At 66.8% G+C, this 26594-nt stretch carries 24 protein-coding genes; 19 read left to right on the top strand and 5 right to left on the bottom strand.

Features of this window, described 5'->3' with window-relative positions; translation table 11 throughout:
- Positions 1-49 precede the first annotated feature (49 nt).
- A complete protein-coding gene (locus AC3A6P_RS28870; protein ID WP_487695741.1) occupies positions 50-688 on the top strand; it encodes a dTMP kinase in 639 nt (212 codons plus the stop codon).
- Here the strand turns inward: AC3A6P_RS28870 and AC3A6P_RS28865 are convergent.
- Entirely contained in the window at positions 685-1254 is a 570-nt protein-coding gene (locus tag AC3A6P_RS28865; protein WP_487695739.1) for a TetR/AcrR family transcriptional regulator, read from the bottom strand. The genes AC3A6P_RS28870 and AC3A6P_RS28865 overlap by 4 nt on opposite strands.
- Positions 1251-2057 carry an alpha/beta hydrolase gene (locus AC3A6P_RS28860; RefSeq protein ID WP_487695737.1) on the bottom strand — a complete coding sequence of 269 codons (807 nt, stop codon included), beginning with the start codon at positions 2055-2057 and terminating at the stop codon, positions 1251-1253. The genes AC3A6P_RS28865 and AC3A6P_RS28860 overlap by 4 nt, the downstream gene beginning before the upstream one ends.
- Before the next feature lie 188 nt (positions 2058-2245).
- Between AC3A6P_RS28860 and mtrA the strand changes: the two genes are divergently transcribed.
- From mtrA to secA, 11 genes are all read left to right on the top strand, one after another.
- Positions 2246-2932 carry a two-component system response regulator MtrA gene (mtrA, locus tag AC3A6P_RS28855; protein WP_197380550.1) on the top strand — a complete coding sequence of 229 codons (687 nt, stop codon included), beginning with the start codon at positions 2246-2248 and terminating at the stop codon, positions 2930-2932.
- A 49-nt stretch (positions 2933-2981) separates the two neighbouring features.
- Complete coding sequence (gene mtrB / locus AC3A6P_RS28850; RefSeq protein WP_487695735.1) at positions 2982-4652, top strand: MtrAB system histidine kinase MtrB; 1671 nt, start codon at positions 2982-2984, stop codon at positions 4650-4652.
- A gap of 17 nt (positions 4653-4669) precedes the next feature.
- A complete protein-coding gene (gene lpqB / locus AC3A6P_RS28845) occupies positions 4670-6412 on the top strand; it encodes an MtrAB system accessory lipoprotein LpqB (RefSeq protein WP_487695799.1) in 1743 nt (580 codons plus the stop codon).
- Positions 6413-6551: 139 nt separating this feature from the next.
- Complete coding sequence (locus tag AC3A6P_RS28840; RefSeq protein WP_487695733.1) at positions 6552-6863, top strand: WXG100 family type VII secretion target; 312 nt, start codon at positions 6552-6554, stop codon at positions 6861-6863.
- On the top strand, positions 6856-7149 hold the full coding sequence (locus tag AC3A6P_RS28835) for a WXG100 family type VII secretion target (protein ID WP_487695731.1): 294 nt from the start codon (positions 6856-6858) through the stop codon (positions 7147-7149). Before AC3A6P_RS28840 ends, AC3A6P_RS28835 begins: the two co-directional genes overlap by 8 nt.
- A gap of 3 nt (positions 7150-7152) precedes the next feature.
- A complete protein-coding gene (locus tag AC3A6P_RS28830) occupies positions 7153-9777 on the top strand; it encodes an ADP-ribosyltransferase (RefSeq protein ID WP_487695729.1) in 2625 nt (874 codons plus the stop codon).
- A complete protein-coding gene (locus tag AC3A6P_RS28825; RefSeq protein ID WP_487695728.1) occupies positions 9774-10346 on the top strand; it encodes a hypothetical protein in 573 nt (190 codons plus the stop codon). Before AC3A6P_RS28830 ends, AC3A6P_RS28825 begins: the two co-directional genes overlap by 4 nt.
- The gene (locus tag AC3A6P_RS28820) at positions 10343-10798 is read left to right on the top strand and encodes a hypothetical protein (protein ID WP_487695726.1); all 456 of its coding nucleotides are present in this window, start codon (positions 10343-10345) and stop codon (positions 10796-10798) included. The genes AC3A6P_RS28825 and AC3A6P_RS28820 overlap by 4 nt, the downstream gene beginning before the upstream one ends.
- Positions 10799-10850: 52 nt before the next feature.
- On the top strand, positions 10851-11489 hold the full coding sequence (locus AC3A6P_RS28815) for a ComF family protein (protein ID WP_487695725.1): 639 nt from the start codon (positions 10851-10853) through the stop codon (positions 11487-11489).
- A gap of 317 nt (positions 11490-11806) precedes the next feature.
- The gene (gene hpf, locus AC3A6P_RS28810; protein ID WP_487695723.1) at positions 11807-12481 is read left to right on the top strand and encodes a ribosome hibernation-promoting factor, HPF/YfiA family; all 675 of its coding nucleotides are present in this window, start codon (positions 11807-11809) and stop codon (positions 12479-12481) included.
- Positions 12482-12630: 149 nt separating this feature from the next.
- Positions 12631-15438, top strand: a complete 2808-nt coding sequence (gene secA / locus AC3A6P_RS28805; protein ID WP_487695721.1) for a preprotein translocase subunit SecA — start codon at positions 12631-12633, stop codon at positions 15436-15438.
- 14 nt (positions 15439-15452) lie between these two features.
- Here the strand turns inward: secA and AC3A6P_RS28800 are convergent, their stop codons facing one another.
- Complete coding sequence (locus AC3A6P_RS28800) at positions 15453-15944, bottom strand: Rv3235 family protein (RefSeq protein ID WP_487695719.1); 492 nt, start codon at positions 15942-15944, stop codon at positions 15453-15455.
- A gap of 175 nt (positions 15945-16119) precedes the next feature.
- Here AC3A6P_RS28800 and AC3A6P_RS28795 point away from each other — a divergent pair, with 175 nt between their 5' ends.
- The 6 genes from AC3A6P_RS28795 (at position 16120) to AC3A6P_RS28770 (ending at position 23428) form a co-directional block, all read left to right on the top strand.
- The gene (locus AC3A6P_RS28795) at positions 16120-17532 is read left to right on the top strand and encodes a WS/DGAT/MGAT family O-acyltransferase (protein ID WP_487695718.1); all 1413 of its coding nucleotides are present in this window, start codon (positions 16120-16122) and stop codon (positions 17530-17532) included.
- A 56-nt stretch (positions 17533-17588) separates the two neighbouring features.
- Positions 17589-19346: a BCCT family transporter gene (locus AC3A6P_RS28790; protein ID WP_487695716.1), complete on the top strand. Its 1758-nt coding sequence runs from the start codon at positions 17589-17591 to the stop codon at positions 19344-19346.
- Between the two features lie 16 nt (positions 19347-19362).
- On the top strand, positions 19363-20181 hold the full coding sequence (gene ppk2 / locus AC3A6P_RS28785; protein WP_487695714.1) for a polyphosphate kinase 2: 819 nt from the start codon (positions 19363-19365) through the stop codon (positions 20179-20181).
- A gap of 172 nt (positions 20182-20353) precedes the next feature.
- Complete coding sequence (locus AC3A6P_RS28780) at positions 20354-20863, top strand: DUF6912 family protein (protein ID WP_487695712.1); 510 nt, start codon at positions 20354-20356, stop codon at positions 20861-20863.
- A gap of 68 nt (positions 20864-20931) precedes the next feature.
- Positions 20932-22068 carry a ferredoxin reductase gene (locus tag AC3A6P_RS28775; RefSeq protein ID WP_487695711.1) on the top strand — a complete coding sequence of 379 codons (1137 nt, stop codon included), beginning with the start codon at positions 20932-20934 and terminating at the stop codon, positions 22066-22068.
- A 70-nt stretch (positions 22069-22138) separates the two neighbouring features.
- On the top strand, positions 22139-23428 hold the full coding sequence (locus AC3A6P_RS28770; RefSeq protein ID WP_487695709.1) for a fatty acid desaturase family protein: 1290 nt from the start codon (positions 22139-22141) through the stop codon (positions 23426-23428).
- Here the strand turns inward: AC3A6P_RS28770 and rsgA are convergent.
- Entirely contained in the window at positions 23425-24423 is a 999-nt protein-coding gene (gene rsgA / locus AC3A6P_RS28765) for a ribosome small subunit-dependent GTPase A (RefSeq protein ID WP_487695708.1), read from the bottom strand. The genes AC3A6P_RS28770 and rsgA overlap by 4 nt on opposite strands.
- Before the next feature lie 16 nt (positions 24424-24439).
- Positions 24440-25696 (bottom strand): 3-phosphoshikimate 1-carboxyvinyltransferase, encoded by a 1257-nt coding sequence (gene aroA / locus AC3A6P_RS28760; RefSeq protein ID WP_487695797.1) that lies wholly within the window; start codon positions 25694-25696, stop codon positions 24440-24442.
- A 90-nt stretch (positions 25697-25786) separates the two neighbouring features.
- Between aroA and AC3A6P_RS28755 the strand changes: the two genes are divergently transcribed.
- Entirely contained in the window at positions 25787-26572 is a 786-nt protein-coding gene (locus AC3A6P_RS28755) for an SOS response-associated peptidase (RefSeq protein WP_487695706.1), read from the top strand.
- The last annotated feature ends 22 nt before the right edge of the window (positions 26573-26594 follow it).

The following is a 26594-nucleotide window of genomic DNA, read 5'->3' as shown; positions in this document are numbered from 1 at the left end:
TGAGTTCTGCATCAACGCGGTGCACCGCTCCAGCGGCTAGGCTCGCGCCGTGCTCCTCACAATCGAAGGCGTCGACGGCGCCGGGAAACGCACGCTGTCCGTTGCGTTGCAAGACGCGTTCGGCGCAGCCGGTAAAACCGTGGCGACGCTGGCCTTCCCGCGGTACGGCCAGTCAGTGACGGCCGATGTCGCCGCCGAAGCGCTGCACGGCGATCACGGTGACCTGGCGGAGTCGGTGTATGCGATGGCGATGCTGTTCGCCCTCGACCGCGCCGGCGCCGTCGAGGAGCTGACTGCGCTGCGGGCCGCGCACGACGTGGTGATCCTGGACCGCTACGTGGCCTCCAACGCCGCCTACAGCGCGGCGAGGCTGCATCAGGACGCCACCGGAGAGGTGGTCGACTGGGTGTACCGGCTCGAGTATCAGCGGCTGCAGCTGCCGAACCCGGATTTTCAACTGCTGCTTGATGTTCCGATCGAACTGGCGGGGGAGCGGGCCCGCTCGCGCGCCGAGTTGGACCCGAGTCGTGCCCGCGACGCCTACGAGCGCGACGACGGGCTCCAGCGGCGGACCGGCGCGGTGTACGGCCAGTTGGCCGAAGCCGGCTGGGGTGGGAGCTGGTTGGTGGTCGGCCCTGACGACGACCCGCGCGCCGTGGCCGCCGGGATCGTCCGCAACCTCGGTTAGTGGTCCACAATGCCGCGGACCAACAAGTCGAGCAGGTGCTCGAAAGATGCTCCTGCATCGGGTGTTTGGCCGATCCCAGCGTGTTCGATGGCGACGGCTCCGTGGATGGCGCTCCAGACCGACTCCGCGGTTTCGACCGGGTCCGCGGGGTTGAGCGCGGTGACGAGCTCGACCAGAACACCGAACACGGCGCGCCCGTGCCCGGCCACCGCCGACGACTGGTCACTGAGCGGGCTGCCGGTGGCGAAGATCAGCGTGTAACGAGCGGGATGTTCGAGTGCAAACGCGCGATAGCCGCGGCACGCGAGCCGGAACCGCTCGACCGGCTCCACCTCGGCGTTGATGTCGATCGCGGCCGCGAGTTCGTCCAACGCCCGGGTGGCCAGGGCGGCCAGCAGACCCTCCTTGTTGTCGAACCGGTTGTAGACACCCATCGGCGCGACGCCGGCTTCCTTGGCGACGGCACGGACGGTCACCCCGTCCGTGCCGTCGCGGTCAAGGACGGTCTCGGCCGCCTGGAGAAGCGCGGCCGAGACCTGCTCGCTGGCGGTTCGTCGACGGGTCATCGTCGAGCCGGTGCGTCGACCCCGCGCCGGGCCATCCAGGCCAGGGCGGTGTCGGCGACGTCGCGCCACCCGTGATCGATGGTCAACGAGTGGCCACGGTCGGCGAACTCATGGAAATCGGTAACGGCCGCGGAATTCCGGTAGAGCCGGTGGGCAGCCTTGGCGCTGACGGCGGGGACGGTGTGATCAGCACCGCCCGCGGTGATCAACAGGGGACCGCGGGTGGCATTGGCGGTGTCGACCTTGGCGGGTGAGTTGGGGGTGAAGTTCGCCGTCGCAGCCTCGAACAACGGCTTACCGGGGGACGGGATGGACCACTGTTCCCACAGGGCGTCGGACTCGGCGGCCTCCAGTGCGTTGCCGAAGCCGAAGCGCCACTGGTCCCGTGTCAGCCCCTTCGCGCGTCCGCGGTTGAGCGGGTTGCCGAGAACCGGGAATGCCGAGCGTAATTGGGCCAGCGGCAACGGTCTGACGCCCTTGATCGGCGCCGGGTCGATCGCGACGGCGGCGGCCGCCTTGTCCTGCGCGAGCAGCTTCTGTGCGATCAGGCCGCCGAACGAGTGCCCGATCACCACCGGCGGGGTGTCGAACTGCTGGAGCGCCGAGGCGAAGTGGTCGGTCAGTTCGTTGATGCCGAACCCCGCCTGGGCGTCGGGGTTGGCCCGAGTGGCCTCGACGGAATCGGCTTCGCCGGGCCAGGGCAGGGCGACGGCCTGGTGGCCGGCGTTGGCGAAGTACTCGATCCAGGGCTGCCACGCGCTCTGTGCGATCCACAGTCCATGGATGAAGACGACGTTGGTCATGGTGCATTCCTGACTTCAGTGCCGTTCGAGTGTGTCGGTGCCTTGTAGAACGACGTTACATAAGCATCGTGACCGGTGTAACCGCGGCGGTGTCCGCGTTGTTCCCGGGGCCGTCGACTTGGCGTTCGTGGAGATCGGCAGGATTTTGCGCGTGTGGTACCGGAGTTTTGTCGCGTATCGGTGACACCATGGACACCATGAGGCAAAGGATCCTGGTCGTCGATGACGATGCATCGCTGGCCGAAATGCTCACCATCGTTCTGCGGGGGGAGGGATTCGACACCGCCGTGATCGGTGACGGCACCCAGGCCCTGACGGCGGTGCGTGAGCTGCGGCCCGATCTCGTGCTGCTGGACCTGATGCTGCCCGGCATGAACGGCATCGACGTGTGCCGGGTGCTGCGCGCCGATTCCGGTGTGCCCATCGTGATGCTCACCGCCAAGACCGACACCGTCGATGTCGTCCTGGGTCTGGAATCAGGCGCCGACGACTACGTGATGAAGCCGTTCAAGCCCAAGGAACTGGTGGCACGCGTGCGCGCCCGGCTGCGCCGCAACGAGGACGAGCCCGCGGAGATGTTGTCGATCGCCGATGTCGACATCGACGTCCCCGCACACAAGGTCACCCGCAACGGTGAGCAGATCTCGTTGACCCCGTTGGAGTTCGACCTGTTGGTGGCGTTGGCGCGTAAACCGAGGCAGGTGTTTACTCGGGATGTGCTGCTCGAACAGGTGTGGGGCTACCGCCATCCCGCCGACACCCGCTTGGTGAACGTGCACGTCCAGCGGTTGCGGGCCAAGGTCGAGAAGGATCCGGAGAACCCGCAGGTGGTGTTGACCGTTCGAGGGGTGGGATACAAGGCCGGACCCCCGTGATTCTGCGCTCAGCTAGTGACGGGAACGCGGCGAACAAGATCGGACCGCCGTGATTCTGCGCTCGAAGCGGCGCACTCGCGGTCGCTGGGGCCGCACCGGCCCTCTGCTGAGCGGTCTGAGCGCGCTGAGTCGAGCGGTGGGCGTTGCCTGGCGCCGGTCATTGCAGCTGCGGGTCGTGGTCTTGACCTTGGGACTGTCGCTGACGGTGATCCTGGTGCTCGGCTTCGTGCTGACCAGCCAGATCACCGACCGGGTGTTGGACGTCAAGGTCCGCGCGGCCACCGAGGAGATCGAGCGGGCGCGCACCACTGTCAGCGGCATCGTCGGCGGTGAAGAGACCCGGTCGCTGGACAGCAGCCTGCAGCTGGCCCGCAACACGTTGACCTCGAAGGCTGATCCCGCCGCGGGATCGGCACTGGCCGGTGCGTTCGATGCGGTGCTGGTGGTGCCCGGCGACGGGCCGCGGGCTGCGACGGCCGCCGGCCCGGTAGACCAGATCCCCGAGGCGCTACGGGAATTCGTCAAAGCCGGGCAGGTCAGTTATCAGTACGCCACGGTGCGTACCGACGGCTTCTCCGGTCCGGCGTTGATCATCGGCAGCCCCACGTCCTCACGGGTCACCAATCTGGAGCTGTACCTGATCTTCCCGCTGTCCAGCGAGGAGAGCACCATCACGCTGGTGCGCGGCACCATGGCCACCGGCGGTGTGGTGCTGCTGGTACTGCTGGCCGGCATCGCGGTGCTGGTGTCGCGGCAGGTGGTACTCCCGGTGCGGTCGGCGTCGAGGATCGCCGAACGCTTCGCCGAGGGGCATCTGACCGAGCGCATGCCGGTGCGCGGCGAGGATGACATGGCGCGGCTGGCGGTGTCGTTCAACGACATGGCCGAGAGCCTGAGCCGCCAGATCACCCAGTTGGAGGAGTTCGGCAATCTGCAGCGCCGATTCACCTCCGACGTCAGCCATGAGCTGCGCACCCCGCTGACCACGGTGCGGATGGCCGCTGACCTGATTCACGACCACAGCGAGGAACTGGACCCGGCCCTGCGGCGGTCGACCGAACTGATGGTCAACGAGCTGGACCGGTTCGAGACCCTACTCAACGACCTTCTCGAGATCTCACGACATGACGCCGGGGTGGCCGAGTTGTCGGTCGAGGCAGTCGATTTGCGCTCGACGGTCAACAGCGCGCTCGGCAATGTCGGGCACCTGGCCGACGACGCCGGCATCGAGCTGCTGGTCGACATGCCCGCTGACGAGGTGATCGCCGAAGTCGACTCGCGGCGGGTGGAGCGCATTCTGCGCAACCTGATCGCCAATGCGATCGACCATGCCGAGCGCAAACCGGTGCGGATCCGGATGGCCTCGGATGAGGACACGGTGGCCGTCACCGTGCGTGACTACGGTGTCGGCCTGCGCCCGGGGGAGGAGAAGCTGGTGTTCAGCCGATTCTGGCGCTCCGACCCTTCGCGGGTGCGCCGCTCCGGCGGCACCGGCCTGGGTCTGGCGATCAGTATCGAGGACGCCAGGCTGCACCAGGGCCGGCTCGAGGCCTGGGGTGAGCCCGGCATGGGGGCGTGCTTCCGTCTCACCCTGCCGCTGGTCCGTGGCCACAAGGTGACCACCAGCCCGCTGCCGTTGAAACCCATTGCGCCGGAACGCAACGGCCGAGGCGCAACGCCGCAGTCGCGTAGCCGCGAACACGCCGGGAAAAGCGTGTGAAGCGCGCCGCGGTCGCATTGCTGACCTGCCTTGCCCTGCTGGTATCGGGATGTGCGGGTGTTCCGAATTCTTCTGCGCCACAAGCCATCGGCACCGTCGAGCGGTCGGCGCCGCAGAGCTTGCCCAAGCCGACCCCGGGAATGGAACCGGACCTGCTGCTGCGAGAGTTCCTCAAGGCGACGGCCGACCCCGCCAACCGCCATCTGGCGGCGCGGCAGTTTCTCACCGAGTCCGCCTCCAACGACTGGGACGACGCGGGCAGCGCACTGCTGATCGACCGGGTGGTATTCGTCGAGACCCGCAGTGCGGACCGGGTTTCGGTGACCATGCGCGCCGACATCCTGGGCTCGCTGTCTGATCTCGGAGTGTTCGAGACCGCCGAGGGTGCGCTGCCCGACCCCGGCCCGATCGAGCTCGTCAAGACCGAGGACGGTTGGCGGATCGACCGGCTGCCCAACGGGGTTTTCCTGGACTGGCAGCAGTTCCAGGCGACCTACAAGCGGCACACCCTGTATTTCGTGGACCCGACCGGCGCCACCATGGTGCCCGATCCGCGCTATGTGGCGGTGTCGGACTCCGATCAGCTGGCCACCGAGTTGGTCACCAAGATGATTTCGGGGCCACGACCCGAGATGACCAACACCGTGCGCAACATGTTGGGCCCGCCGCTTCGGCTGCGGGGGCCGGTGACGCGCGCCGACGGCGGCAAGACCGGGATCGGGCGGGGGTACGGCGGTGCCCGCATCGAGCTGGAGAGCCTGTCGACCACTGACCCGCACAGCAGGCAATTGCTTGCCGCGCAGATCATCTGGACGCTGGCGCGCGCCGATATCAAGGGTCCGTACGTTATCGACATCGATGGAGCGGCGCTCGACGAGCGCTTCGCCGACGGCTGGAACACCTCTGACGTGGCGGCCACCGATCCCGGCGCGGCCGACGGTGCGGCCGCCGGCTTGCACGCTCTGGTGGGCGGTTCGCTGCACTTCCTGGACGGGCAGAGGTCGGCCCGGGTACCCGGCTCTTTCGGGCAGATGCCCGAGCAGCGGTCGGCGTCGTTGTCCCGCGACGGCATCCAGGTTGCCTCCGTCACGGTGGTGCGTGTGGGTGCACCCGATCAGGAGTCGTCGGTGTGGATCGGCCCGCTCGGGCGTGACGGGGAAAGGGCCACTGTGGCGCGCAGTTTGACGCGTCCGACGTGGGCTCTTGATGAGGCGGTGTGGATCGTCGTCGACGGCAACATCGTGCTGCGCGTGATCCGGGAGGCGGCCTCCGGCGAGCCCGCCCAGATCCCGGTCGACGCCTCCGCGATAGCGGCCAAGTTCCCGGGGCCCATCACCGAGCTGCAGCTCTCGCGGGACGGCACCCGGGCCGCCATGGTGATCGACGGCCAGGTGATCCTGGCGGGCGTCGAGCAACTACCCGGCGGTGAGTTCGCGTTGACGCATCCGCGCCGGCTGGGGTTCGGTCTCGGCAAGTCGGTGGTGTCACTGTCGTGGCGCACCGGCGATGACATCGTGGTGAGCCGCAACGACGGTGCCCATCCCGTCTCGTTCGTCAATCTCGACGGGGTCAATTCCGACGGCCCCAGTCAGAACCTCACCAACCCGGTGACGACGGTCGCAGCCAGCCCCTCGACGGTGTACGTCGCCGACCGCCGCGGCGTGATCCAGCTGTCGGCGTCCGGGCCGGAGAACCAGCTCACGTGGGTGGGCGTGCAACCGCTGTTGGTGGGCGGCGCGGTGCCTGTGCTGCCGGGCTGAGCCCTAGGGGCCCAGCAGGGCGCGCGATAGACGAGCAGCAACGGGCATCAACCGGCGCTGACATCCCGTCGTTGTCGTGCAGCGGTGGCGGGGCAAAGGTGAATTGAACGGCTTCCGTCAAGTCGATACGTTTGCTCCTGTGAGTGAATCGGGTGGGGAATTGCGGGTCGATCCTCCGGTGCTGGCGGCCACCTGTTCGTCGTTGTCGGCGGCAGCCGATCACCTGCTCAAACAGCTGCAAACGCTGGACTCGCAGGTGGAGGGGATGCTGGCGTCTTGGCGGGGGCATTCCGGCGGAACCTACAAAGAGGCCTACGTGATGTGGTCCGCGGGGGCCGACGAGGTGGAGAAAGGGCTGGCCATCATGGCCGACCTATTGGGGCACGCGGGAAGGGAGTTCGCCAGCCAGGACGCCACCGCCCGTGTCCAGTTGGATGGCTTGCATGGCTGAGGCGTTCTCGGTGGACCCCGAGGGGCTGGCCGACGCCGTCGAGCGGATGGCGACGTTTCAAACCATCCTGGACGGGCTGCTCTCCGAGATCGATTCGGTGGTCAAAAACCTGCACCTGGGCTGGAACGGTGAGGCCGCCGCAGCGCACCAGGCTGCGCACCAGTTGTGGACCGAAGGTGCCGCGACCATGCGCGAGGCGCTGGGGAAGCTGCACACCGCCGGTGGGGGAGCGCACGACAACTACTCTGGCGCCAGTTCTCTCAACGCGAAGATGTGGTCGGCCTAGCCGATGGCTCCGCTGGCCGTCAACCCTGCCGCACTCGATGGTGCCGGTGTCACGCTGACCGATGTCGGTAGGGACATCGGGTCGACGCTATCCACCCTGTCGGGTGCGCTGTCCGGCTGTGGGGCAATGTGCGGTGACGATCCCGTCGGCGAGGCCATCGGCGAGTCCTACGACTCAGCGGCGGCCAGCTTGGTGAAAGCATTCGCGGCATCACGCAACGGTGTGGTCAATCTTGGTGACGGCGTGCGGATGTCGGCGCATAACTATTCCATGGCCGAGGCGCTGTCCGACGGCAGGGGGCGCGCCGAGCCCCTCCCGCTGCCAGCCGCCAGCGGGGCGATCGCGGCCGTGGAACCGCCGACTTCGGTGGGTGGCAGCATTCCAGCACCACGGGGCTTCGGGTGGGTGAGCAAGTACATCGGAATGATTTGGCCCACGGCCGATTCGGCCCAGCTGCGGGCCGCCGCTGGCGCGTGGATGGCGGCTGGCACCGAGTTGTTGGTGACTCAGACGACGGCGGCACCCGCCCTGGGTGTCATCGGCGCCCAGCAGATCCCAGAAGCAGAGGCGATGGGACAGGCGTTCGCCGACTCGCTCAAAGCGGCCTCTGAACTGATGGTGCAGTCCAACTCTGTTGCCGCCAAGCTGATCTCGTACGCCGACAAGGTGGACGAGGTGCACGTCGCGATCATGGACCTGTTGGCTCGGATCTGCGATCCCTTGACCGGGGCGAAGATCGTCTGGGATTTCCTGACCGACCAGGACGAGTCCGAGATCAAGCAGATAGCCGACGACATCAAGACCGTGGTGGACAACTTCGCCGCCCAGGTGTCAGCGCTGATGGCAGGGCTCGCACCCATGGTGGATGCGGCCGCCACCATCGCGGAGGGCATGCTGAAGTTCGCTGACAAAGAGTGGGAACAGTTTCTCCAAGGCAACCCTGTCGGTCAGATTATCGACGACATGTCCCAGGTCACCAAGGGTTTCGGGTTGCAGGCATGGGAGCTTGTGGAGGGCGCGTGGACCTATAGTCCGCAACGGGCTGTCGTCGACCCGCAAGGAAGTTTCAACGATTATCGCGAACTGATCAGCGGCATGGCGCCGCTGGTGGGGGCCGACGAAGACGGCTGGACCGGAACAGGTGACGCGTGGTTGCAGGTGGGCAAGGAGACTCTGCACTGGGAACTGTGGAAGACCAATCCTGCAGAAGCCCTGGGGCGCAGCGTGTTCGACGTCGCCACGTTTTTCGTGCCCGGAGGTGGCCTGACCAAGATCGGCACGGTGGGTCATGGTGTCGCAGAGACTGCCGAGGCGGTAACCCGCGCGGCGCCTCATCTCGCCGTTCCGAGACCGTCAGAGCTGCCGAAACCTCTCGATCTTCCCAAGGTTGCGGAACCGCCGAAAGTTCCCGCCGGCGGCACACCGGCACCGCTACCTGAACCGCCGAAGGCACCCGAGCCCAAGCCGGGTGCCCCGGTCTCGGCGCCACTTCCGCCGCAGACGCCGCTCGGTCCTACCGAACACAAGCCTGCTCCAGCCGGGTCGGCCTCTGCCTCCGACAGTGCTGCCGCGTCCGCGCCGGCGCCTGCAAGCTCAGGCGCCGCTCCGCCGTCGCCACCTTCGAGTCCGGCAGGTGGGCTCGGATCGGGAGGGGGCGGTGCAGGCCCGTCCGTCGGAGGAGGTTCGCCTTCGGGAGGCGGCTCACCGGCGCCAGGAGGAGCCCCGTTCGAACCCGGTCACAACGGAACCCGTGCCGACGGCCCCTTCGGTGGCGGGAACAGTTCTGGCCCGGCTGATCCAACCGGCGGGCAGACGCCCTCCGGCGCATCCGGTGGCGGACCCGACGGGCAGTCGCCCGACGGCACGTCCCATGGGGCTAACGGTTCTCCAGGGGACGGTACCAACAATCCACCGCACACCGGCTTGAGCGATCCGCCGGCCAACAACGCGCCGCCCGGCGTCGAGTTTCCTGACCTCATCGAGATCAACAACGAGTATCGGTTGCCGAACGGGCCTGTCGATCCGAATCGATTCGATGAGTGGGCGACGAAAGTTTCGGAGGCCTACCCAACTATCTCGAAGGAGGGAGTTGAGGGAATCTATCGATACACAACTCAGGACTACAACGCGTTCAACGCGTACTTGCGTGATGTTGACGAATTGTCCGAGTCGCAGAAGTACAGCCTCGGAGCACGGTCTGTCGCTGACTTAACCTCTGAGCAGCGCTCGGTGCTTGAGGCACAGATTCAGAAGGCGGACGAGGGCTTGGCGTCCCTACCCCCATATCGCGCTGATGCAGCTGATGCTACGTCCACCACATGGCGCGGATTGCGCGCTTCTGATGAGCTCCTCGAAAAGTTCGACGTTGGGAAAACCTTCTCTGAAGAGGCCTTCTTTAGCACTAGTAAAGATCAGTTCGTCGCTGAGTCATTTGCAAGGGGCGCAGCGGCCGACGAGACGCCCTTGCTCTTGAGGGTGGAGGGACACACTGGGGTTGACGTCACGCAGTTGTCAAAGTATGCCGATGAGTCGGAGATCCTGTTTCCAAGGTCGTCGAGGTTCGAGGTGATTTCGGCTCAACTCGATGAAAATGGTGTTATGAGAGTTGTTTTGAGGCAGAAGGAATGACCCCGCAGCTATTGGAATCCGGAGAAGAGATCGCTGGCTGGCTGCGCCAACACATCCGCTCCGACTTCTCTCTGAGTGCTCCTTACCGTCGACGGTGGTCCTTGGGGGGATGTGAGCCGACCCATTTTCTGGCCACCTGGCCGACGGATCGCCTGGGAAAGCTCGGGTCTGATCTGCACGCCTCCGGCTTCGAAGTGAGAGCTTCGCCCCGTGGAGTGCATGTCGCGGTGGGAGATCAGGGTGTCATCGTTGCCGCCGGCAGAACGGACTTGGGGGACGGACCCCCTACGGAGTACGCGCTTTTTGTGGGAACAGAAGATCTGCCGGCCTACGTCACGAACTCGTCGGAGGTGTTGGCTCAGATCATTCAAAAGCTGGGGCAGCCGCCAGCGTCCCTTCCGGAGTGTGACGTGGTGCAGATCGGATTTCCCGGCCAGCCAACCGGGGACATCACCTACATAGGTAGCTGGCAGTGGGACATCCACAGCGAGGCGCGCACACCAGAATTCGTTCGGCTTGCCGCACATGCCATCGTCGATGCCATCGATGCAAGGAAGAGGAATCTATGACCGCGGGCCTCGAGCAAGCCCTCCTGCAGCTGCCGGCCACTCCGGCCATCACCTACCGCGGGTTGACCGGGGAGCCATCACTGCATGCGATCACGCTGTCGAACGTCCTACCCACTTCTCTGAGTCCGCGGGTTGCCAGTGAGAATTTCACCGCTGAGCGGTTGACGGCGATCGTCACGATCACGGGCCGCTACATTGCGCCGCTGTCCCAGCACCCCGACGAGCAGGAGATCGCGCTGCTTCCCGGGACGGTGCTATTGCCGGTCGGGTCGGTGACTGTCGACGGTCTGGACAACGCGGTGGCGCTCTTCGCCGAACCCGGCGAAGCGCCTCAGCTCCCAGCCGGCCCCGCTGAACTCCGCGAGGTGGTCACGCAGCAAGTCGGTGCCGCATTGCGGGCCCCGGCCGTGCCGATCCATTCGCCGGGCCGGTTCTCGCCGCGCGGCGGCTGAACCGGTGCCAGGCTGACCCCAACCTGTCACCCCCTCCCGCCACACTGCAGCCATGCTCGATCTCGTCCTGCCGCTCGAGTGCGGCGGCTGCGGCGCCCCGGCCACCCGCTGGTGCGCCACGTGCGCGGGCGTGCTCAGCGTGGCCACCGACGAGCCGCACGTCATCTCCCCGCGGCTGGACCCCGGCGTCCCCGTCTTCACGCTCGGCCGCCACGCCGGCATCCGCCGACACGCCATCGTCGCGCTCAAGGAGGACGGCCGCACCGATCTGATCCCGCCGCTGGCGCACGCCATGGCGGTGGGCATCCACCGCCTGCTGGCGTGGGGAGTGCTGGAGCTGCCCCTGGCCGTCGTCCCCGCACCTACCCGACGGCTCGCCGCCCGACGCCGCGGCGGTGACCCGGTGACCCGGCTTCTCACCGCTGCGGTGGCCGCCCATCCCGAGATCACCGTCGCGCCCGTGCTCCGGCTCAAGGGCGCGGCCAGAGACTCCGTTGGACTCAGCAGCAGTGCCCGGCAGCGGAACCTGGCCGGGCGCATCCGAGTCACTTCCAGCAAACTCGGCGAAGGTGCCGACGTACTCCTTATGGACGACATCGTGACCACCGGTGCCACTGCCTGCGAATCAGTGCGCATGTTGCAGTCGGTCGGAGCCCGGGTGGCGGGTGTTCTCGCCCTGGCCCACGCCTGATCGGCTCTCGGCCCGCAACCGACGAAGGTCCTTGTAACGGGGGTCGAAAGAACTGGCAACAGGTGCGAGAAAAAGGTGGCACGTTTGGGTGAACTCGGACTACCTTCGGGAACAACACGCTGTGAAGCACTCGCAGCCGGACTCGAAGGCCAGAGCCATTCTCGACAGCCTCGAGCCACGTCGCCCGAGGCGGTAGGGAGGTGATATCCGACCCCTAGCGCCGGCGGGTGTGCGAATTCGTTTATCCCCTCGGCGCATGTATCTACTCGCCAGACACGCGCTTGCGTTCGACGCAGAGGAGTAACGAGTTGTCAAGCATGACAAGCCAATCCGCCCAAATGCTGGCCGATACCGAGGAACAACCCGCACCGGAGCCGCGCTCTGAAGTGGTTGTGAAGGGTCGCAATGTGGAGATTCCGGATCACTTCCGGATACACGTTGCGGAGAAGCTGGCTCGGCTGGAGCGCTTCGACCGAACCATCTACATGTTCGACGTCGAACTCGACCACGAGAAGAACCGTCGACAACGCAAGAACTGTCAGCACGTCGAGATCACGGCACGGGGCCGTGGCCCGGTTGTCCGCGGCGAGGCGTGTGCGGACAGCTTCTACGCCGCACTCGAAGCGGCCGTGCAGAAGCTCGAGGCTCGTCTGCGCCGCGGCAAGGACCGCCGCAAGATCCACTACGGCGACAAGACACCGGTCTCCGTCGCCGAGGCCACCGCGGCCATCCCGCCCGACTTCGATCCGCCGACGACGTCGGCCGGCGAAACCGACCCGGCCGTCGCCGCGGCGGCCGCCGACGAACACGTCCCCGGGCGGGTGGTCCGCACCAAGGAGCATCCGGATCGGCCGATGACCGTCGATGACGCGCTCTACGAGATGGAGCTCGTCGGCCACGATTTCTTCCTCTTCCACGACAAGGAAACCGACAAGCCGACGGTGGTCTACCGCCGTCACGCCTATGACTACGGCTTGATCCGGCTGGCCTGACAACACGACGCCGTGGGCGGGATTCCAACCGGGATCCCGCCCACGTTGCGCCTCCGCAGGGCCCGACTCACCGCAGCGCGCTCAGGGCTTACAGCAGAGTCACCTACGATGGACCGCACTAAGACTCCAATCCTGTAGGGGATATATCAGTGCTGCAGAAGCTGCTGCGACTCGGTGAAGGTCGCATGGTCAAACGCCTCAAGGGCGTGGCTGCCTACGTCAACACCTTGTCCGACGACGTCGAGAAACTCTCCGACGCGGAGCTGCGCGCCAAGACCGACGAGTTCAAGAAGCGGATCGCCGACGGCGAGACCCTCGACGACCTGCTGCCCGAGGCGTTCGCCGTCGCCCGGGAAGCGGCCTGGCGGGTGCTCTCGCAACGACACTTCGACGTCCAGGTGATGGGCGGCGCCGCGCTGCACTTCGGCAACGTCGCCGAGATGAAGACCGGTGAGGGCAAGACCCTGACCGCGGTGCTGCCGTCCTACCTCAACGCGCTTTCCGGCAAGGGTGTGCACGTCGTCACGGTCAACGACTACCTGGCCAAACGTGACGCCGAGTGGATGGGCCGCGTACACCGGTTCCTCGGCCTGTCCGTCGGTGTCATCCTCTCGGGGCTGACACCCGCCGAGCGTCGCGCCGCCTACGCCGCCGACATCACCTACGGCACCAACAACGAATTCGGGTTCGACTACCTGCGCGACAACATGGCGCACAGTCTCGAAGACCTGGTGCAGCGCGGCCACAACTTCGCGATCGTCGACGAGGTGGACTCCATCCTGATCGACGAAGCCCGGACCCCGCTGATCATCTCCGGCCCCGCCGACAGCGCCTCGAGCTGGTACACCGAGTTCGCGCGGCTGGCGCCCCTGATGGAGAAGGACGTCCACTACGAGGTGGACATCCGCAAGCGCACCATCGGCGTGCACGAGCTCGGCGTGGAATTCGTCGAAGACCAGCTCGGCATCGACAACCTGTACGAAGCCGCCAACTCGCCGCTGGTCAGCTACCTGAACAACTGCCTCAAGGCCAAGGAGCTGTTCACCCGCGACAAGGACTACATCGTCCGCAACGGTGAGGTCATCATCGTCGACGAGTTCACCGGCCGCGTGCTGGTGGGCCGCCGCTACAACGAAGGCATGCACCAGGCCATCGAGGCCAAGGAACGCGTCGAGATCAAAAACGAGAACCAGACGCTGGCCACGATCACGCTGCAGAACTACTTCCGCCTCTACGAGACGCTGTCCGGGATGACCGGTACCGCGCAGACGGAGGCCGCCGAGCTGCACGAGATCTACAAGCTGGGTGTCGTCAGCATCCCGACCAACCGGGACATGATCCGCCAGGACCAGTCGGACCTGATCTACAAGACCGAGGAAGCCAAGTACATCGCCGTCGTCGACGATGTGGCCGAGCGGTGGGAGAAGGGGCAGCCGGTCCTGATCGGTACCACCAGCGTGGAACGCTCCGAGTACCTGTCGCGCCAGTTCACCAAGCGCAAGATCCCGCACAACGTCCTCAACGCCAAGTACCACGAGCAGGAAGCCAACATCATCGCCGAGGCGGGTCGCCTGGGCGCGGTCACCGTGGCCACCAACATGGCCGGCCGCGGTACCGACATCGTGCTCGGTGGCAACGTCGACTTCCTGGCCGACAAGCGACTGCGGGAACAGGGCCTCGACCCGGTGGAGACGCCCGAGGAATACGAAGCCGCCTGGGACGACACGCTCAACAAGATCAAGGACGAGGCCAGCGCGGAAGCCAAGGACGTCCGCGACGTCGGCGGTCTGTACGTGCTGGGTACCGAGCGCCACGAATCCCGACGTATCGACAACCAGCTGCGTGGTCGCGCCGGCCGCCAGGGTGACCCGGGGGAGTCCCGGTTCTACCTGTCGTTGGGCGACGAACTGATGCGGCGCTTCAACGGCGCCACGCTGGAGTCCCTGCTGACCCGGCTGAATCTGCCCGACGACGTGCCGATCGAAGCCAAGATGGTCACCCGCGCCATCAAGAGTGCTCAGACGCAGGTGGAGCAGCAGAACTTCGAGGTCCGTAAAAACGTCCTCAAGTACGACGAGGTGATGAACCAGCAGCGCAAGGTGATCTACGCCGAGCGCAAGATGGTCCTCGAAGGGCAGAACCTGGCCGACCAGGCGCACCAGATGCTGGTCGACGTGATCACCGCCTACGTCGACGGCGCCACCGCCGAAGGGTATTCGGAGGACTGGGATCTCGAGAAGCTCTGGGAAGCGCTCCGGACGCTGTACCCGGTGTCCATCGACCATCACGACCTGATCGACTCCGATGCGGTGGGCGAGGCCGGTGAGCTGACCAGGGAAGAGTTGCTGGCCGCTCTGCTCGAGGACGCCGAAAAGGCTTACGCGGCAAGGGAAGCGCAGCTGGAGGAGATCGCCGGCGAGGGTGCGATGCGCCAGCTCGAACGCAATGTGCTGCTCAACGTGCTCGACCGCAAGTGGCGCGAACACCTCTACGAGATGGACTACCTGCGCGAAGGTATCGGCCTGCGCGCCATGGCGCAGCGTGACCCGGTGGTGGAGTACCAGCGCGAGGGTTACGACATGTTCCGCGGCATGCTCGACGCCCTCAAAGAGGAGTCGGTCGGCTTCCTGTTCAACGTGCAGGTCGAGGCGGCTCCGACGGCGCCGGCCGTGGCGACACAGGCCGCCCCGGAAGGGTTGGCAGAGTTCGCCGCCGCAGCCGCGGCCCGCAAGCAGGACGCGCCGGCCGGGGCCCGCGCGTCGGCGGGAACCGCGGTGCGCGCCAAGGGGATCGAGGACAAGGCGCCGCCGCTGACCTACGTCGGTCCGTCCGAGGACGGCAGCGCCGAGGTGCAGCGTCGCGACAACGGCGACGGCGCCGCAGCCGGCGCGGGCGGCACCACCCGGCGTGAACGTCGCGAGGCCGCTCGCCGCGCGGCGAAGTCCCGGAAGGGCTGACTCCACCACACCGCTCACCCCAGGTGAAGCGCGACCAGTTGCCAGCGTGAGCCCCGCGGCGTCGTCGTCAGCTCCACCCGGCATGCCAGCGCGTGCACGCGTGTGCCACGGGAGTACACCGCAGCCACCTCGAACGACGTGTCGCCCGGCTCGGCGGACTGAAGCCGGACCCGGCGTAGTACCGCGGCGGCCCGGCTGTGGCCCTTGGCGTCGGTATGGGCTCGGCTCAAGGCCACCACGGTGTCGGCCAGTCCACCGGCCAGCAGCGGACGCAGTTGTGTCGCCGGGCGGCGCTGGTCGATCACTTCCAGGATGCTGCGCAGCGCGGCGTCGGTGAACGCGGCAGCGGCCTGCCGTTGCGGTGAGACGGCGGGCACCGCGTGCAGATGTCGTTCGCGGGCGGGGGCACTCTTCACTCGTGCAGCGGCCGGGTCGGTCGGTTGACTTCGGGCCGGCGGTTCGTAGTCGACGACCGGGATGACGACAGGGCTCGGTGGTGCGGTCATGCTCGACCTCCAGGGGACGCGACGCTACGGACTCGCCTGCTGGAGAGTGACAGACGCGGTGATCATGGCACAGCGGCCAGGTTTGCGTGTGCACCCGCGCTGCGCGCTCACAGGGCGGCCGGTTACGGTGACCTCGGCCCTCAGGGGCAAGGGAGGGGCTCGAGGGGGGGTCGACATGGTGGCTAGGTTGTCGGCGTCCGACGCGTCGTTCTATCAGCTGGAGAACACGTCGACGCCGATGTACGTGGGCACCTTGTCCATCCTGCGCAAGCCGCGGGCTGGGTTGAGTTACGAGACCCTGCTGGCCACTGTCGAGCAGCGGTTACCGCAGATTCCGCGGTACCGCCAGAAGGTCCGCGAGGTCACCTGGGGGCTGGGGCGCCCGGTCTGGATCGACGACCGCGACTTCGACATCACCTATCACATCCGGCGGTCGGCGCTGCCCTCGCCGGGAAGCGACGCCCAGTTACACGACCTGGTGGCCCGGCTGGGGTCGCGGCCGCTGGACAAGTCGCGACCGCTGTGGGAGATGTACCTGGTCGAGGGGCTGACCAAGAACCGCGTCGCCATCTACACCAAATCGCATCAAGCGCTGGTCAACGGCATGACGGCGCTGGAGATCGGGCATGTGATCGCCGACCGGACGCAGAAGCCGCCGGTGTTCGGGGAGGACATCTGGATTCCCGCGCGCGAACCGGGCACCGCCGGCCTGCTGTTGGGCGCTGTCGGTGACTGGGTGTCGCGACCGCGCCAGCAGGCGCGAGTGGTGCAGTCCGCGATCACCGGTGTGGTGACCAATTCCGGTGAGCTGGCCGAGGCGGGCCGGCGCGCATTGGAGTTTGCCCGCACTGTCGCGCGGGGCACCGCGCCCAACAGCCCCCTGAACACCACCGTGTCCCGCAACCGGCGTTTCACCGTGGCCAGCGGCAAGCTCGAGGACTACCGGCATCTGCGGGCCCGCTACGACTGCGATGTCAATGACGTGGTGTTGGCCGTCATCGCGGGCGCGCTGCGCAACTGGCTGCTCTCACGCGGCGAACCCGTCACGCCCAGCTCGACGGTCCGGGCCATGGCGCCCATGTCGGTGTACACCGACCCCGACCTCGACTCCAGTGCCGGGCCGGGGCAGGCGATCAGCGAGGTGGCGCCGTTCCTGGTGGATCTGCCGGTGGGCGAGGGCAACGCGGTGGTGCGGCTGTCGCAGATCGCCCATGCCACCGAAACGCATCCGACCGCCGCGAGCCTGGTCGATGCCCGCACCATCGTGACACTGTCGGGTTTCGCGCCACCGACGCTGCACGCGATGGGCATCCGGGTGGCGTCCAGCTTTTCGGCGCGACTGTTCAATTTGCTGATCACCAACGTTCCCGGTGCGCAGTCCCAGATGTACGTGGCGGGCACGAAGTTACTCGAGACCTATGCGGTGCCCCCGCTGCTGACCAACCAGGTGCTCGCCATCGGCATCACGTCCTACCACGGCAACCTCTACTTCGGCATCAACGCCGACCGCGACGCCATGAGCGATGTGGACGTGCTGCCCGCGCTACTGCAAGAGTCGCTCGACGAACTGCTGGACGCTGCCCAGTGAACCCCTGACCGGCGGAGTTGACTCGATAAGTCGACAACGGTTCGAATTGGTGCACCATGAGTGTGCGCTCCGATGATGAAGCAACAGCAGAAAACCAACCCCAGCGGCCGGTGCGACGAGCAGTCAAGGCCGCCGACGCGATCGCCGAGGCGCAGACCGTCGTGCACCCCGTATTGGACCAACCCGTCGATGACCAGGCAGCTCTGCAGCGCCGCAGCATGGACTGGGTGGTGTTCGGTGTCACCGCGGCCATCGCGGTCGGATTCCTGCTCTGGGGCTTCCTCAGTACCGACTCCCTCGCCGGCGCCTCTGGCACGGCGCTGACCTGGGTGATGGACAACGTCGGCTGGTTCTTTGTCCTGACCGCCAGCGGCTTCGTGGTGTTCGTGCTGTGGCTGGCGCTGAGTCGGTACGGCAACATTCCGCTGGGCCGCGACGACGAGGAGCCGGAGTTCCGCGGCGTGTCGTGGATCGCCATGATGTTCAGCGCCGGGATGGGCATCGGACTGATGTTCTTCGGTGTGGCCGAACCGTTGACGCACTTCGTCACGCCTCCGCCCGGAACGGGACCGGAAGGCAACCCGGCCGCGGTTCAGAATGCCTTGGCCACCACGCTGTTTCACTGGACGCTGCATCCGTGGGCCATCTACGCGGTGGTGGGTCTGGCCATCGCCTACGGCGTCTACCGCAAGGGCCGGCTGCAGCTGGTGAGCGCCACGTTCGAGCCGCTATTGGGGTCCAGGGCCGGCGGCCCTTGGGGCAAGGTCATCGACATGCTGGCGATCTTCGCCACCCTCTTCGGCTCAGCGGCGTCCCTGGGGCTGGGCGCCCTGCAGATCCGCAGCGGGCTGCAGATCGTCGGCGGTATCGGACAGACCGGCAACACCATCCTGGTGGTGATCATCACCGTGTTGACCATCGCCTTCGTGTTGTCGGCGGTATCCGGAGTGGCCAAGGGCATCCAGTGGTTGTCCAACATCAACATGGTGCTGGCGGTCCTGTTGGCGCTGTTTGTATTCGTGCTGGGCCCAACGGTTTTCATTCTCAACCTGGTGCCGACCACGCTGGGCAGCTTCGCGGGCGAGCTGGGCGCCATGGCAGCACGCACCGGAGCCGAAGGCGATGTGGTCAACACCTGGCTGCAGTCGTGGACCATCTTCTACTGGGCGTGGTGGATTTCCTGGACCCCGTTCGTCGGGATGTTCATCGCCCGGATCTCGCGCGGCCGCACCATCCGCCAGTTCGTCGCGGGCGTGTTGCTGGTGCCCAGCCTGGTGTCGCTGGTGTGGTTCGCGATCTTCGGCGGCGCGGCGATCAGGGCGCAACAGGAGGGCGTGGACCTGGCCGACCAGGGCAGCCAGGAGGAACAGCTGTTCGGCCTGCTCGGCAACTACCCCCTGGCCACGGTCGCCAGTGTGCTGGTGATGGTGCTGGTCGCCATCTTCTTCGTCTCGGGCGCCGACGCCGCTTCCGTGGTGATGGGGTCGCTGTCGGAGCGAGGCACCCTCAAGCCGTCGCGGGGCACGGTCATCTTCTGGGGTGTGGCGATGGGTGCGGTGGCGTTGGTGATGCTGCTGGTCGGGGGAGAGGACGCCCTGACGGGTCTGCAGACCATCACCATCATCGCCGCGGTGCCTTTTGCCGCCGTGATGGTGGCGATGGCGGTGGCGCTGGTCAAGGACCTGCGCCTGGATCCGCTGGTGGTGCGCCGCAAGTACGCGGTGGAAGCCGTGGAGGCGGCGGTGGTCACGGGTGTCAAGCAGCACGGTGACGACTTCGTGATCTCGGTCGAAAAGGATCCCGACGCGCGCTGAGCGTTACGATTCCTGGATGGGCAAAGCACGACCGAAGCTGTCGAAGGATGTCTACGAAGCTGAGTTGTTCCGTCTCCAAACGGAATTCGTGAAGCTGCAGGAGTGGACCAAACACACCGGCGCTCGCATCGTGGTGATCTTCGAAGGTCGTGACGCGGCGGGCAAGGGCGGCACGATCAAACGGATCACCGAGTACCTCAGCCCACGGGTGTCGCGGATCGCCGCGCTGCCCGCGCCCACCGACCGCGAACGGGGCCAGTGGTATTACCAGCGCTACATCGAACATCTGCCCACCAAAGGGGAGATCGTCCTGTTCGACAGGTCCTGGTACAACCGGGCCGGCGTCGAGAAGGTGATGGGGTTCTGCACCCCGCAGGAACACTCGCTGTTCCTGCGGCAGACCCCGATCTTCGAGCAGATGCTGATCGACGACGGCATCCAGCTGCGCAAGTACTGGTTCTCGGTGTCCGACGACGAGCAGCTGCGCCGGTTCCGGTCGCGACTCAACGATCCGGTGCGGCAGTGGAAGCTCTCGCCGATGGACCTCGAATCGGTGTACCGCTGGGAGGACTACTCGCGGGCCAAGGACGAGATGATGGTGCACACCGACACGACATTCAGCCCGTGGTTCGTGGTGGAGTCCGACAGCAAGAAGCACGCCAGGCTCAACATGATGAGCCATCTGCTGTCGAGCATCGATTACCACGATGTGGGCCACCCCAAGGTTGAACTGCCCGAGCGGCCCGTGTTCTCGGGGAACTATGAACGACCGCCCCGCGAACTGTCCACCTACGTCCCCGACCACGTCGCCACCTTGATCGGCGACCGCGAATAGCGGGGCCCGCCCTCGTGCCTCGGGCTCCGCGACCGACCGCTGTCTCCGGGGGTCGGCCCGCTGTCGCCCTCGTGCCTCGGGCTCCGCGACCGACCGCTGTCTTCGGGGGTCGGCCCGCTGTCGCCCTCGTGCCTCGGGCTCCGCGACCGACCCGCTGTTAGCCTCGTCCACTATGCGGGTCTACATCCCGGCGACGCTGGCGATGCTCCAGCGACTCGTCGCCGACGGTTCACTGTTCCCGGTCAGCGGAACCGCATTCGCCGTCACGCCGACTCTGCGTGAGGCGTACGCCGAGGGCGACGACGACGAACTCGCCGAAGTGGCCCTGCGTGACGCCGCGCTGGGGTCGCTGCGCCTGCTCGCCGCCGACGACCCCACCGACTCGGACGACGACCTGCCGCTGCGCCGGTCCGTCCTGGTGGCTGACGTTGAAAATGCAAAGGCCCGACCGGATCTCGATGACGCGGTGGTCCGCGTCGGTGACCCGGTGACACTCGACAACGTGGTGGCGGTGTACGTGGACACCGCAGCCGCGGAGGCCGCGGTACGCGCCGCGGTCGAGGTCATCGACGCCGCGGATCTGGGAGACGAGGACGCCGAACTGGCGGTCGGCGACGCCCAAGACCATGACCTTGCGTGGTACGCCACCCAAGAACTGCCGTTCCTACTCGAATTGCTCTGAAGACTGGATACGCGACCGTAAGTTACGGTACCGTAGGTTAGGGATGCCGCGACTCGGGTAGGAGAGCCATGGCCAAGAATCAGATCAAGACCGGTGCCAAGGTCGTCGACACCATACGTCCGACCGTGGCCGGTGCCGAGAAACATCCGGGCTGGCACGCGCTGCGCACCCTCGCCAGCAAGATCACCCATCCGCTGTTGCCCGACGATTACCTGCACCTGGCGAATCCGCTGTGGTCAGCGCGCGAGCTCCGCGGGCGGATCGTCGACGTCCGTCGCGAGACCGAGGACTCCGCCACCCTGGTGATCAAGCCGGGCTGGGGTTTCTCCTTCGACTACCAACCCGGCCAGTACATCGGCATCGGGGTCATGGTGGAAGGCCGGTGGCGCTGGCGGTCGTACTCGCTGACCTCGCCGGCGCTCACGGGAGCGCGCACCATCACCATCACGGTCAAGGCGATGCCGGAAGGCTTTTTGTCCAGCCACCTCGTCGGAGGGGTGACGCCCGGCACGATCGTCCGATTGGCCGCCCCGCAGGGCAATTTCGTGATGCCGGACCCGGCGCCCGCTTCGGTGCTGTTCCTCACAGCGGGATCGGGGATCACCCCCATCATGTCGATGCTGCGGACGCTGGAGCGCCGAGATCAGATCACCGACATCGCCCATCTGCACTCGGTGCCGACGGCCGGTGACCTGATGTTCGCCGAAGAACTCGCCGCGCTGGGACACAGGCATCCTGATTACCGGCTCAGCGTTCGGGCTACCCGGACCGAAGGACGGCTCGATCTCAACAGCCTCGACGCCGTGGTGCCCGACTGGCGGTCACGGCAGGTCTGGGCGTGCGGTCCGGAGGGACTGCTCGCCGAGGCCGAGAAGGTGTGGGCCGCCGCGGGCATCCCGGAGCGGCTGCACCTGGAGCGCTTCGCCGTCACCCGTGCCGCACCGCATGGCAGCGGGGGCACGGTGACGTTCGAGCGCACCGGCAAGACATTGGCAGTCGACGGCGCCACCCCGCTGATGGATGCAGGTGAGCAGGTCGGGGTGCAGATGCCGTTCGGCTGCCGGATGGGCATCTGCCAGTCCTGTGTGGTCAGCCTGGTCGACGGCCACGTGCGGGACCTGCGCACGGGTGTCGAGCACGAGCCCGGCACCAGGATCCAGACGTGTGTCTCGGCCGCTTCGGGTGATTGCACACTCGACGTGTGAGATTTACTGACTAGTAACCTACGGCATCGTAGGTTACGCTAGCGTAGGAACCCCCGGAAGGAGGGAAACAATGGCAATCACAGACGTCCCAGAGTTCGCCCATTTGACAGACGCGGATATCGAGAGCCTGGCCGTTGAGCTCGACGCCATCCGGCAGGACATCGAAGACTCCCGCGGGGAGCGCGATTCGCGCTACATCCGGCGCACCATCGCTGCACAGCGCGCGTTGGAGTTGGCCGGCCGCCTGATGCTGACCGCCAGTTCGAAGCGATCGGCGTGGTGGGCAGGCACCGTCACCCTCGGCGTGGCCAAGATCATCGAGAACATGGAGATCGGCCACAACGTCATGCACGGCCAGTGGGATTGGATGAACGATCCCGAGATCCACTCCTCCAGCTGGGAGTGGGACATGAGTGGCGCCTCCAAGCACTGGCGCTTCACTCACAACTTCATGCATCACAAGTACACCAACATCCTGGGCATGGACGACGATGTGGGCTACGGCCTGATCCGCGTCACCCGGGACCAGAAGTGGAAGCCGTTCAACCTCGGCAACCTCTTCTACAACACCGTGCTCGCCGCCGGATTCGAGTGGGGCGTCGGCCTGCAGCACCTGGAGCTCGGCAAGATCTCCAAGGGCCGTGACGACCGGGCCGCCACCCTGGTGCGGGTGCGCGAGTTTGGTGCCAAGGCCGGCGGCCAGCTGGTCAAGGACTATGTCGCTTATCCGGCGCTGACGTCGCTGTCCCCGGGTGCGACGTTCACGAAGACCATGAAGGCCAATGCGGTGGCCAACGTCATCCGCAACGTCTGGGCCAACGCCGTGATCTTCTGTGGCCACTTCCCGGACGGCGCTGAGAAATTCACCAAGACCGACATGGTGGGTGAATCGAAGGGCCACTGGTACCTGCGCCAGATGCTGGGCAGTGCCAACTTCGAGAACGGTCCGGTGCTGCGCTTCATGAGCGGCAACCTGTGCTATCAGATCGAGCATCACCTGTACCCGGACCTGCCCAGCAACCGGCTCCACGAGATCTCGTTCCGGGTCAAGGAGATCTGCGACAAGTACGACCTGCCGTACACCACCGGGTCGTTCCTGCTGCAGTACGGCAAGGCTTGGCGCACCATCGCCAAGCTGTCGCTGCCGAACAAGTACCTCCGCGACACCGCCGACAACGCACCGGAGACCCGGAGCGAGCGGATGTTCAGCGACCTGGGGCCCGATTTCGCCGGCGTCGACAACACGTCGGGTCGCCGCCGCGGCCTCAAGACGGCCATCGCGACGGTGCGCAAGTGGCGCCGGTCGGGCTCGCGCCCGTCGGCTCCGGTTGCCGCCGTGCAGGAGCGTCGTACCGCCTAGGAATTACCGGGCCCAGCGCCCTCACGCAACACTGACAGGAGCCGTCGCGCCGCGTTCACCCGCGCCGCGGCGGCTCCCGTCTTTTCGTCGAGGGCGCACTCGGGATCAGCGGGCGGACCCATGTGCCCGCACCCGCGAGGACAGTCCGCGATGGCCTCGGACAGGTCGGAGAACGCCAGCAGCACGTCGTCGGGTGCGATGTGCGCCAGCCCGAATGACCTGATGCCCGGGGTGTCGATCACCCAGCCGCCGTCGCGCAGCGCCAACGCGATGGACTGAGTGGACGTGTGCCGTCCCTTGCCTACCCCCGACACGTCGCCGATGGCTCGATCTGCCTCGGGGACAATACGATTCACCAGAGTCGACTTACCCACCCCGGAGTGGCCCAACAGCACCGTGAGTTTGTCGACCAGCAGGGGCTCCACCGTGTCGAGAGGGTCGTCGCGCCCGGCGATCGCCACCCGCAGATCCAGATCAGCGAACTGGGCGGCGAACGGCTCGGGCGGCGCCAAGTCACTCTTCGTCAAGCACAGAATCGGTTGCAGCCCACCGGCGTACGCGGCGATCAGTGCCCGTTCCACGAAACCGGTCCGTGGCGGTGGGTCGGCGAGCGCGACCACGATGAGGAGCTGATCGGCGTTGGCCACCACCACCCGCTCGGTGGGGTCGGTGTCATCGGCGGTGCGGCGCAACACCGTTCGTCGTTCGCCACGCCGGACGATCCGGGCCAGGGTGTCGGGGCGTCCCGAGAGGTCGCCCACCACGTCGACGTCATCACCGACGACGATGGGCGTGCGGCCCAGTTCCCGGGCGCGCATGGCGGTGACGGGCCGGGTGGGGTCGCCGTCGAGCACACACCCCCAGCGGCCGCGGTCCACGGTCACCACCATGGCCGCCCGGGCGTCGGCGTGTTCGGGGCGGGTCTTGGTGCGCGGCCGCGAGCCCTTGCCCGGTCGGATCCGGACGTCGGACTCGTCGTACTGGCGACCGCTCAACGCGCGCTCATGACCGCTAGAAGTCCTGCCCGGCGAGCATGTCCGCCCACAGCTCGGGGAATTCGGGCAGCGTCTTGGCGGTGGTCTCGATGTCGTCGACCTCGACGCCCGGCACCCGCAGTCCGATCAGCGCACCTGCGGTCGCCATCCGGTGGTCGGCGTAGGAGCGCCACGTTCCGCCGTGCATCTCGGTGGCGGTGATCCGCAACCCGTCCTCGGTCTCCTGGCAGTCGCCGCCCAGGCCGTTGATCTCGGTGCTCAGCGCCGCCAGACGGTCGGTCTCGTGGCCGCGCAGGTGCGCGACACCGCGCAACTGCGACACCGAGCCCGGGGTGGCCAAGGCGGCCAGCACCGCCACCGCCGGTGTCAGCTCGCCGACCGCGCGCAGGTCGACGTCGAACCCGTCGTAGTTCGCCGAACCGTGGATCTCCAGGTGTGTATCAGCATGCGTGGCAGTCGAATTGAGCATCTCGAGTAGCTCGAGGATGGTATCGGCGGGCTGCAGGCTGGGGGTGGGCCAGCCGGTGATCCGGACACTGCCGCCGGACACCACCGCGGCAGCCAGGAAGGGCACCGCGTTGGACAGATCGGGCTCGACATCCCAGTGCCGCGCCGCGACCTTCCCCGGAGCCACCCGCCAGCGGTTGGGTGTGGTCGCGTCGACCTCGACGCCGGCCAGCTCGAGCATCTGCGTCGTCATCGAGATGTGCGGCGCCGACGGCAGTGAGTCCCCGGTGTGCACCACCGTCAGGCCGTCATCGAAGGCCGCACCCGAGAGCAGCAGCCCGGACACGAACTGAGAGGACGCGGAGGCGTCGATCTCGACGGTGCCGCCCTTGACGGCGCCGGCTCCGCTCACCCGGAACGGCATGGCGTCGGCGTCGATGTCGACGCCCAGGGAGCGCAGTGCACCCAGCAGGGGTGCGATGGGGCGCGAGCGGGCCTGCTCGTCGCCGTCGAACACCACCGCCGCGGTACTCAACGCCGCCACCGGAGGCACGAAGCGCAGCACCGTACCGGCCAGGCCACAGTCGATGGTGGCGCCGTCGGTGGGGGACAGGCTGCCGCCGACGGTGAGTTCGGCGGCGTCCCCGTCGATGGACAGGCCCAGGGTCCGTAACGCACCGATCATCAGGTCGGTGTCACGGCTGCGCAGTGCCCCGCTGATGGTCGAGCTGCCCTGGCCCTGAGCGGCGGCCAGCGCCGCCAGGATGAGGGTGCGGTTGGTCAGTGATTTCGAGCCCGGGATCGCGACGGTCGCGTGCACGGGCATCGGGGTACAGGGGGCCGTCCATGTCGTCACGGCTCCATCCTGCCCTGTCCTCGAATTCGGGTGTCAGCCACTTCTGGAACCATGGGAGATATGTGCGGACGTTTCGCAGTCACCACCGACCCGGCCCTGCTGGCCGAGAAGATCAAGGCCATCGACGAGGCCACGGGTGAATCCGGTGCGGAGAAAGGTGCCAAGTCCGGCTCGAACTACAACACCGCGCCGACGCAGACCATCACCACCGTGGTGAAACGGCATTCCGAACCCGATGACCAGTCGACCAGGCGGGTCCGGGCCATGCGCTGGGGGCTGATCCCGCCCTGGGTGAAGACCGCCGAGGACGGCAGCCCCGACAACAAAGGCCCGCTGCTGATCAACGCCCGCGCCGAGAAGGTCAGCGAGTCGCCGGCGTTCCGGAATTCGGCCAAGAGCAAGCGCTGCCTGGTTCCGATGGACGGGTGGTACGAGTGGCGGCCCAACCCCGAGCTCGCCTCCGGCAAGAAAGCGCCGAAGACGCCGTTCTACATGTACGGCGAGGACGGCGAGATGCTGTTCATGGCGGGGCTGTGGTCCACCTGGCGGCCCAAGGGCGCGCCGAAGGACGCCAAACCGCTGGTGAGCTGCACCATCATCACCACCGACTCCGCCGGCCCGCTGGCCGAGATCCACGACCGGATGCCGCTGACCATCAGCGCAGCGGACTGGGACCGGTGGCTCGACCCCGACGCCCCCATCGACGAGGGACTGCTGCGCGGCCACGGCGATCTGGACCGCATCGCCATCCGTGAGGTCTCCACACTGGTCAACAGCATCCGCAACAACGGCCCCGAGCTCATCGAGCCGGCCGAACCGCAACCGGAACAGGGAGTGCTGTTGTAGTCGGCTCCGTCGCTGTGAATGT

This window comes from Mycobacterium sp. Soil_C_30, from assembly GCF_057656995.1.
The sequence above is the reverse complement of the archived record's forward strand: the minus strand, read 5'-3'. Positions and strand labels throughout refer to the sequence as shown.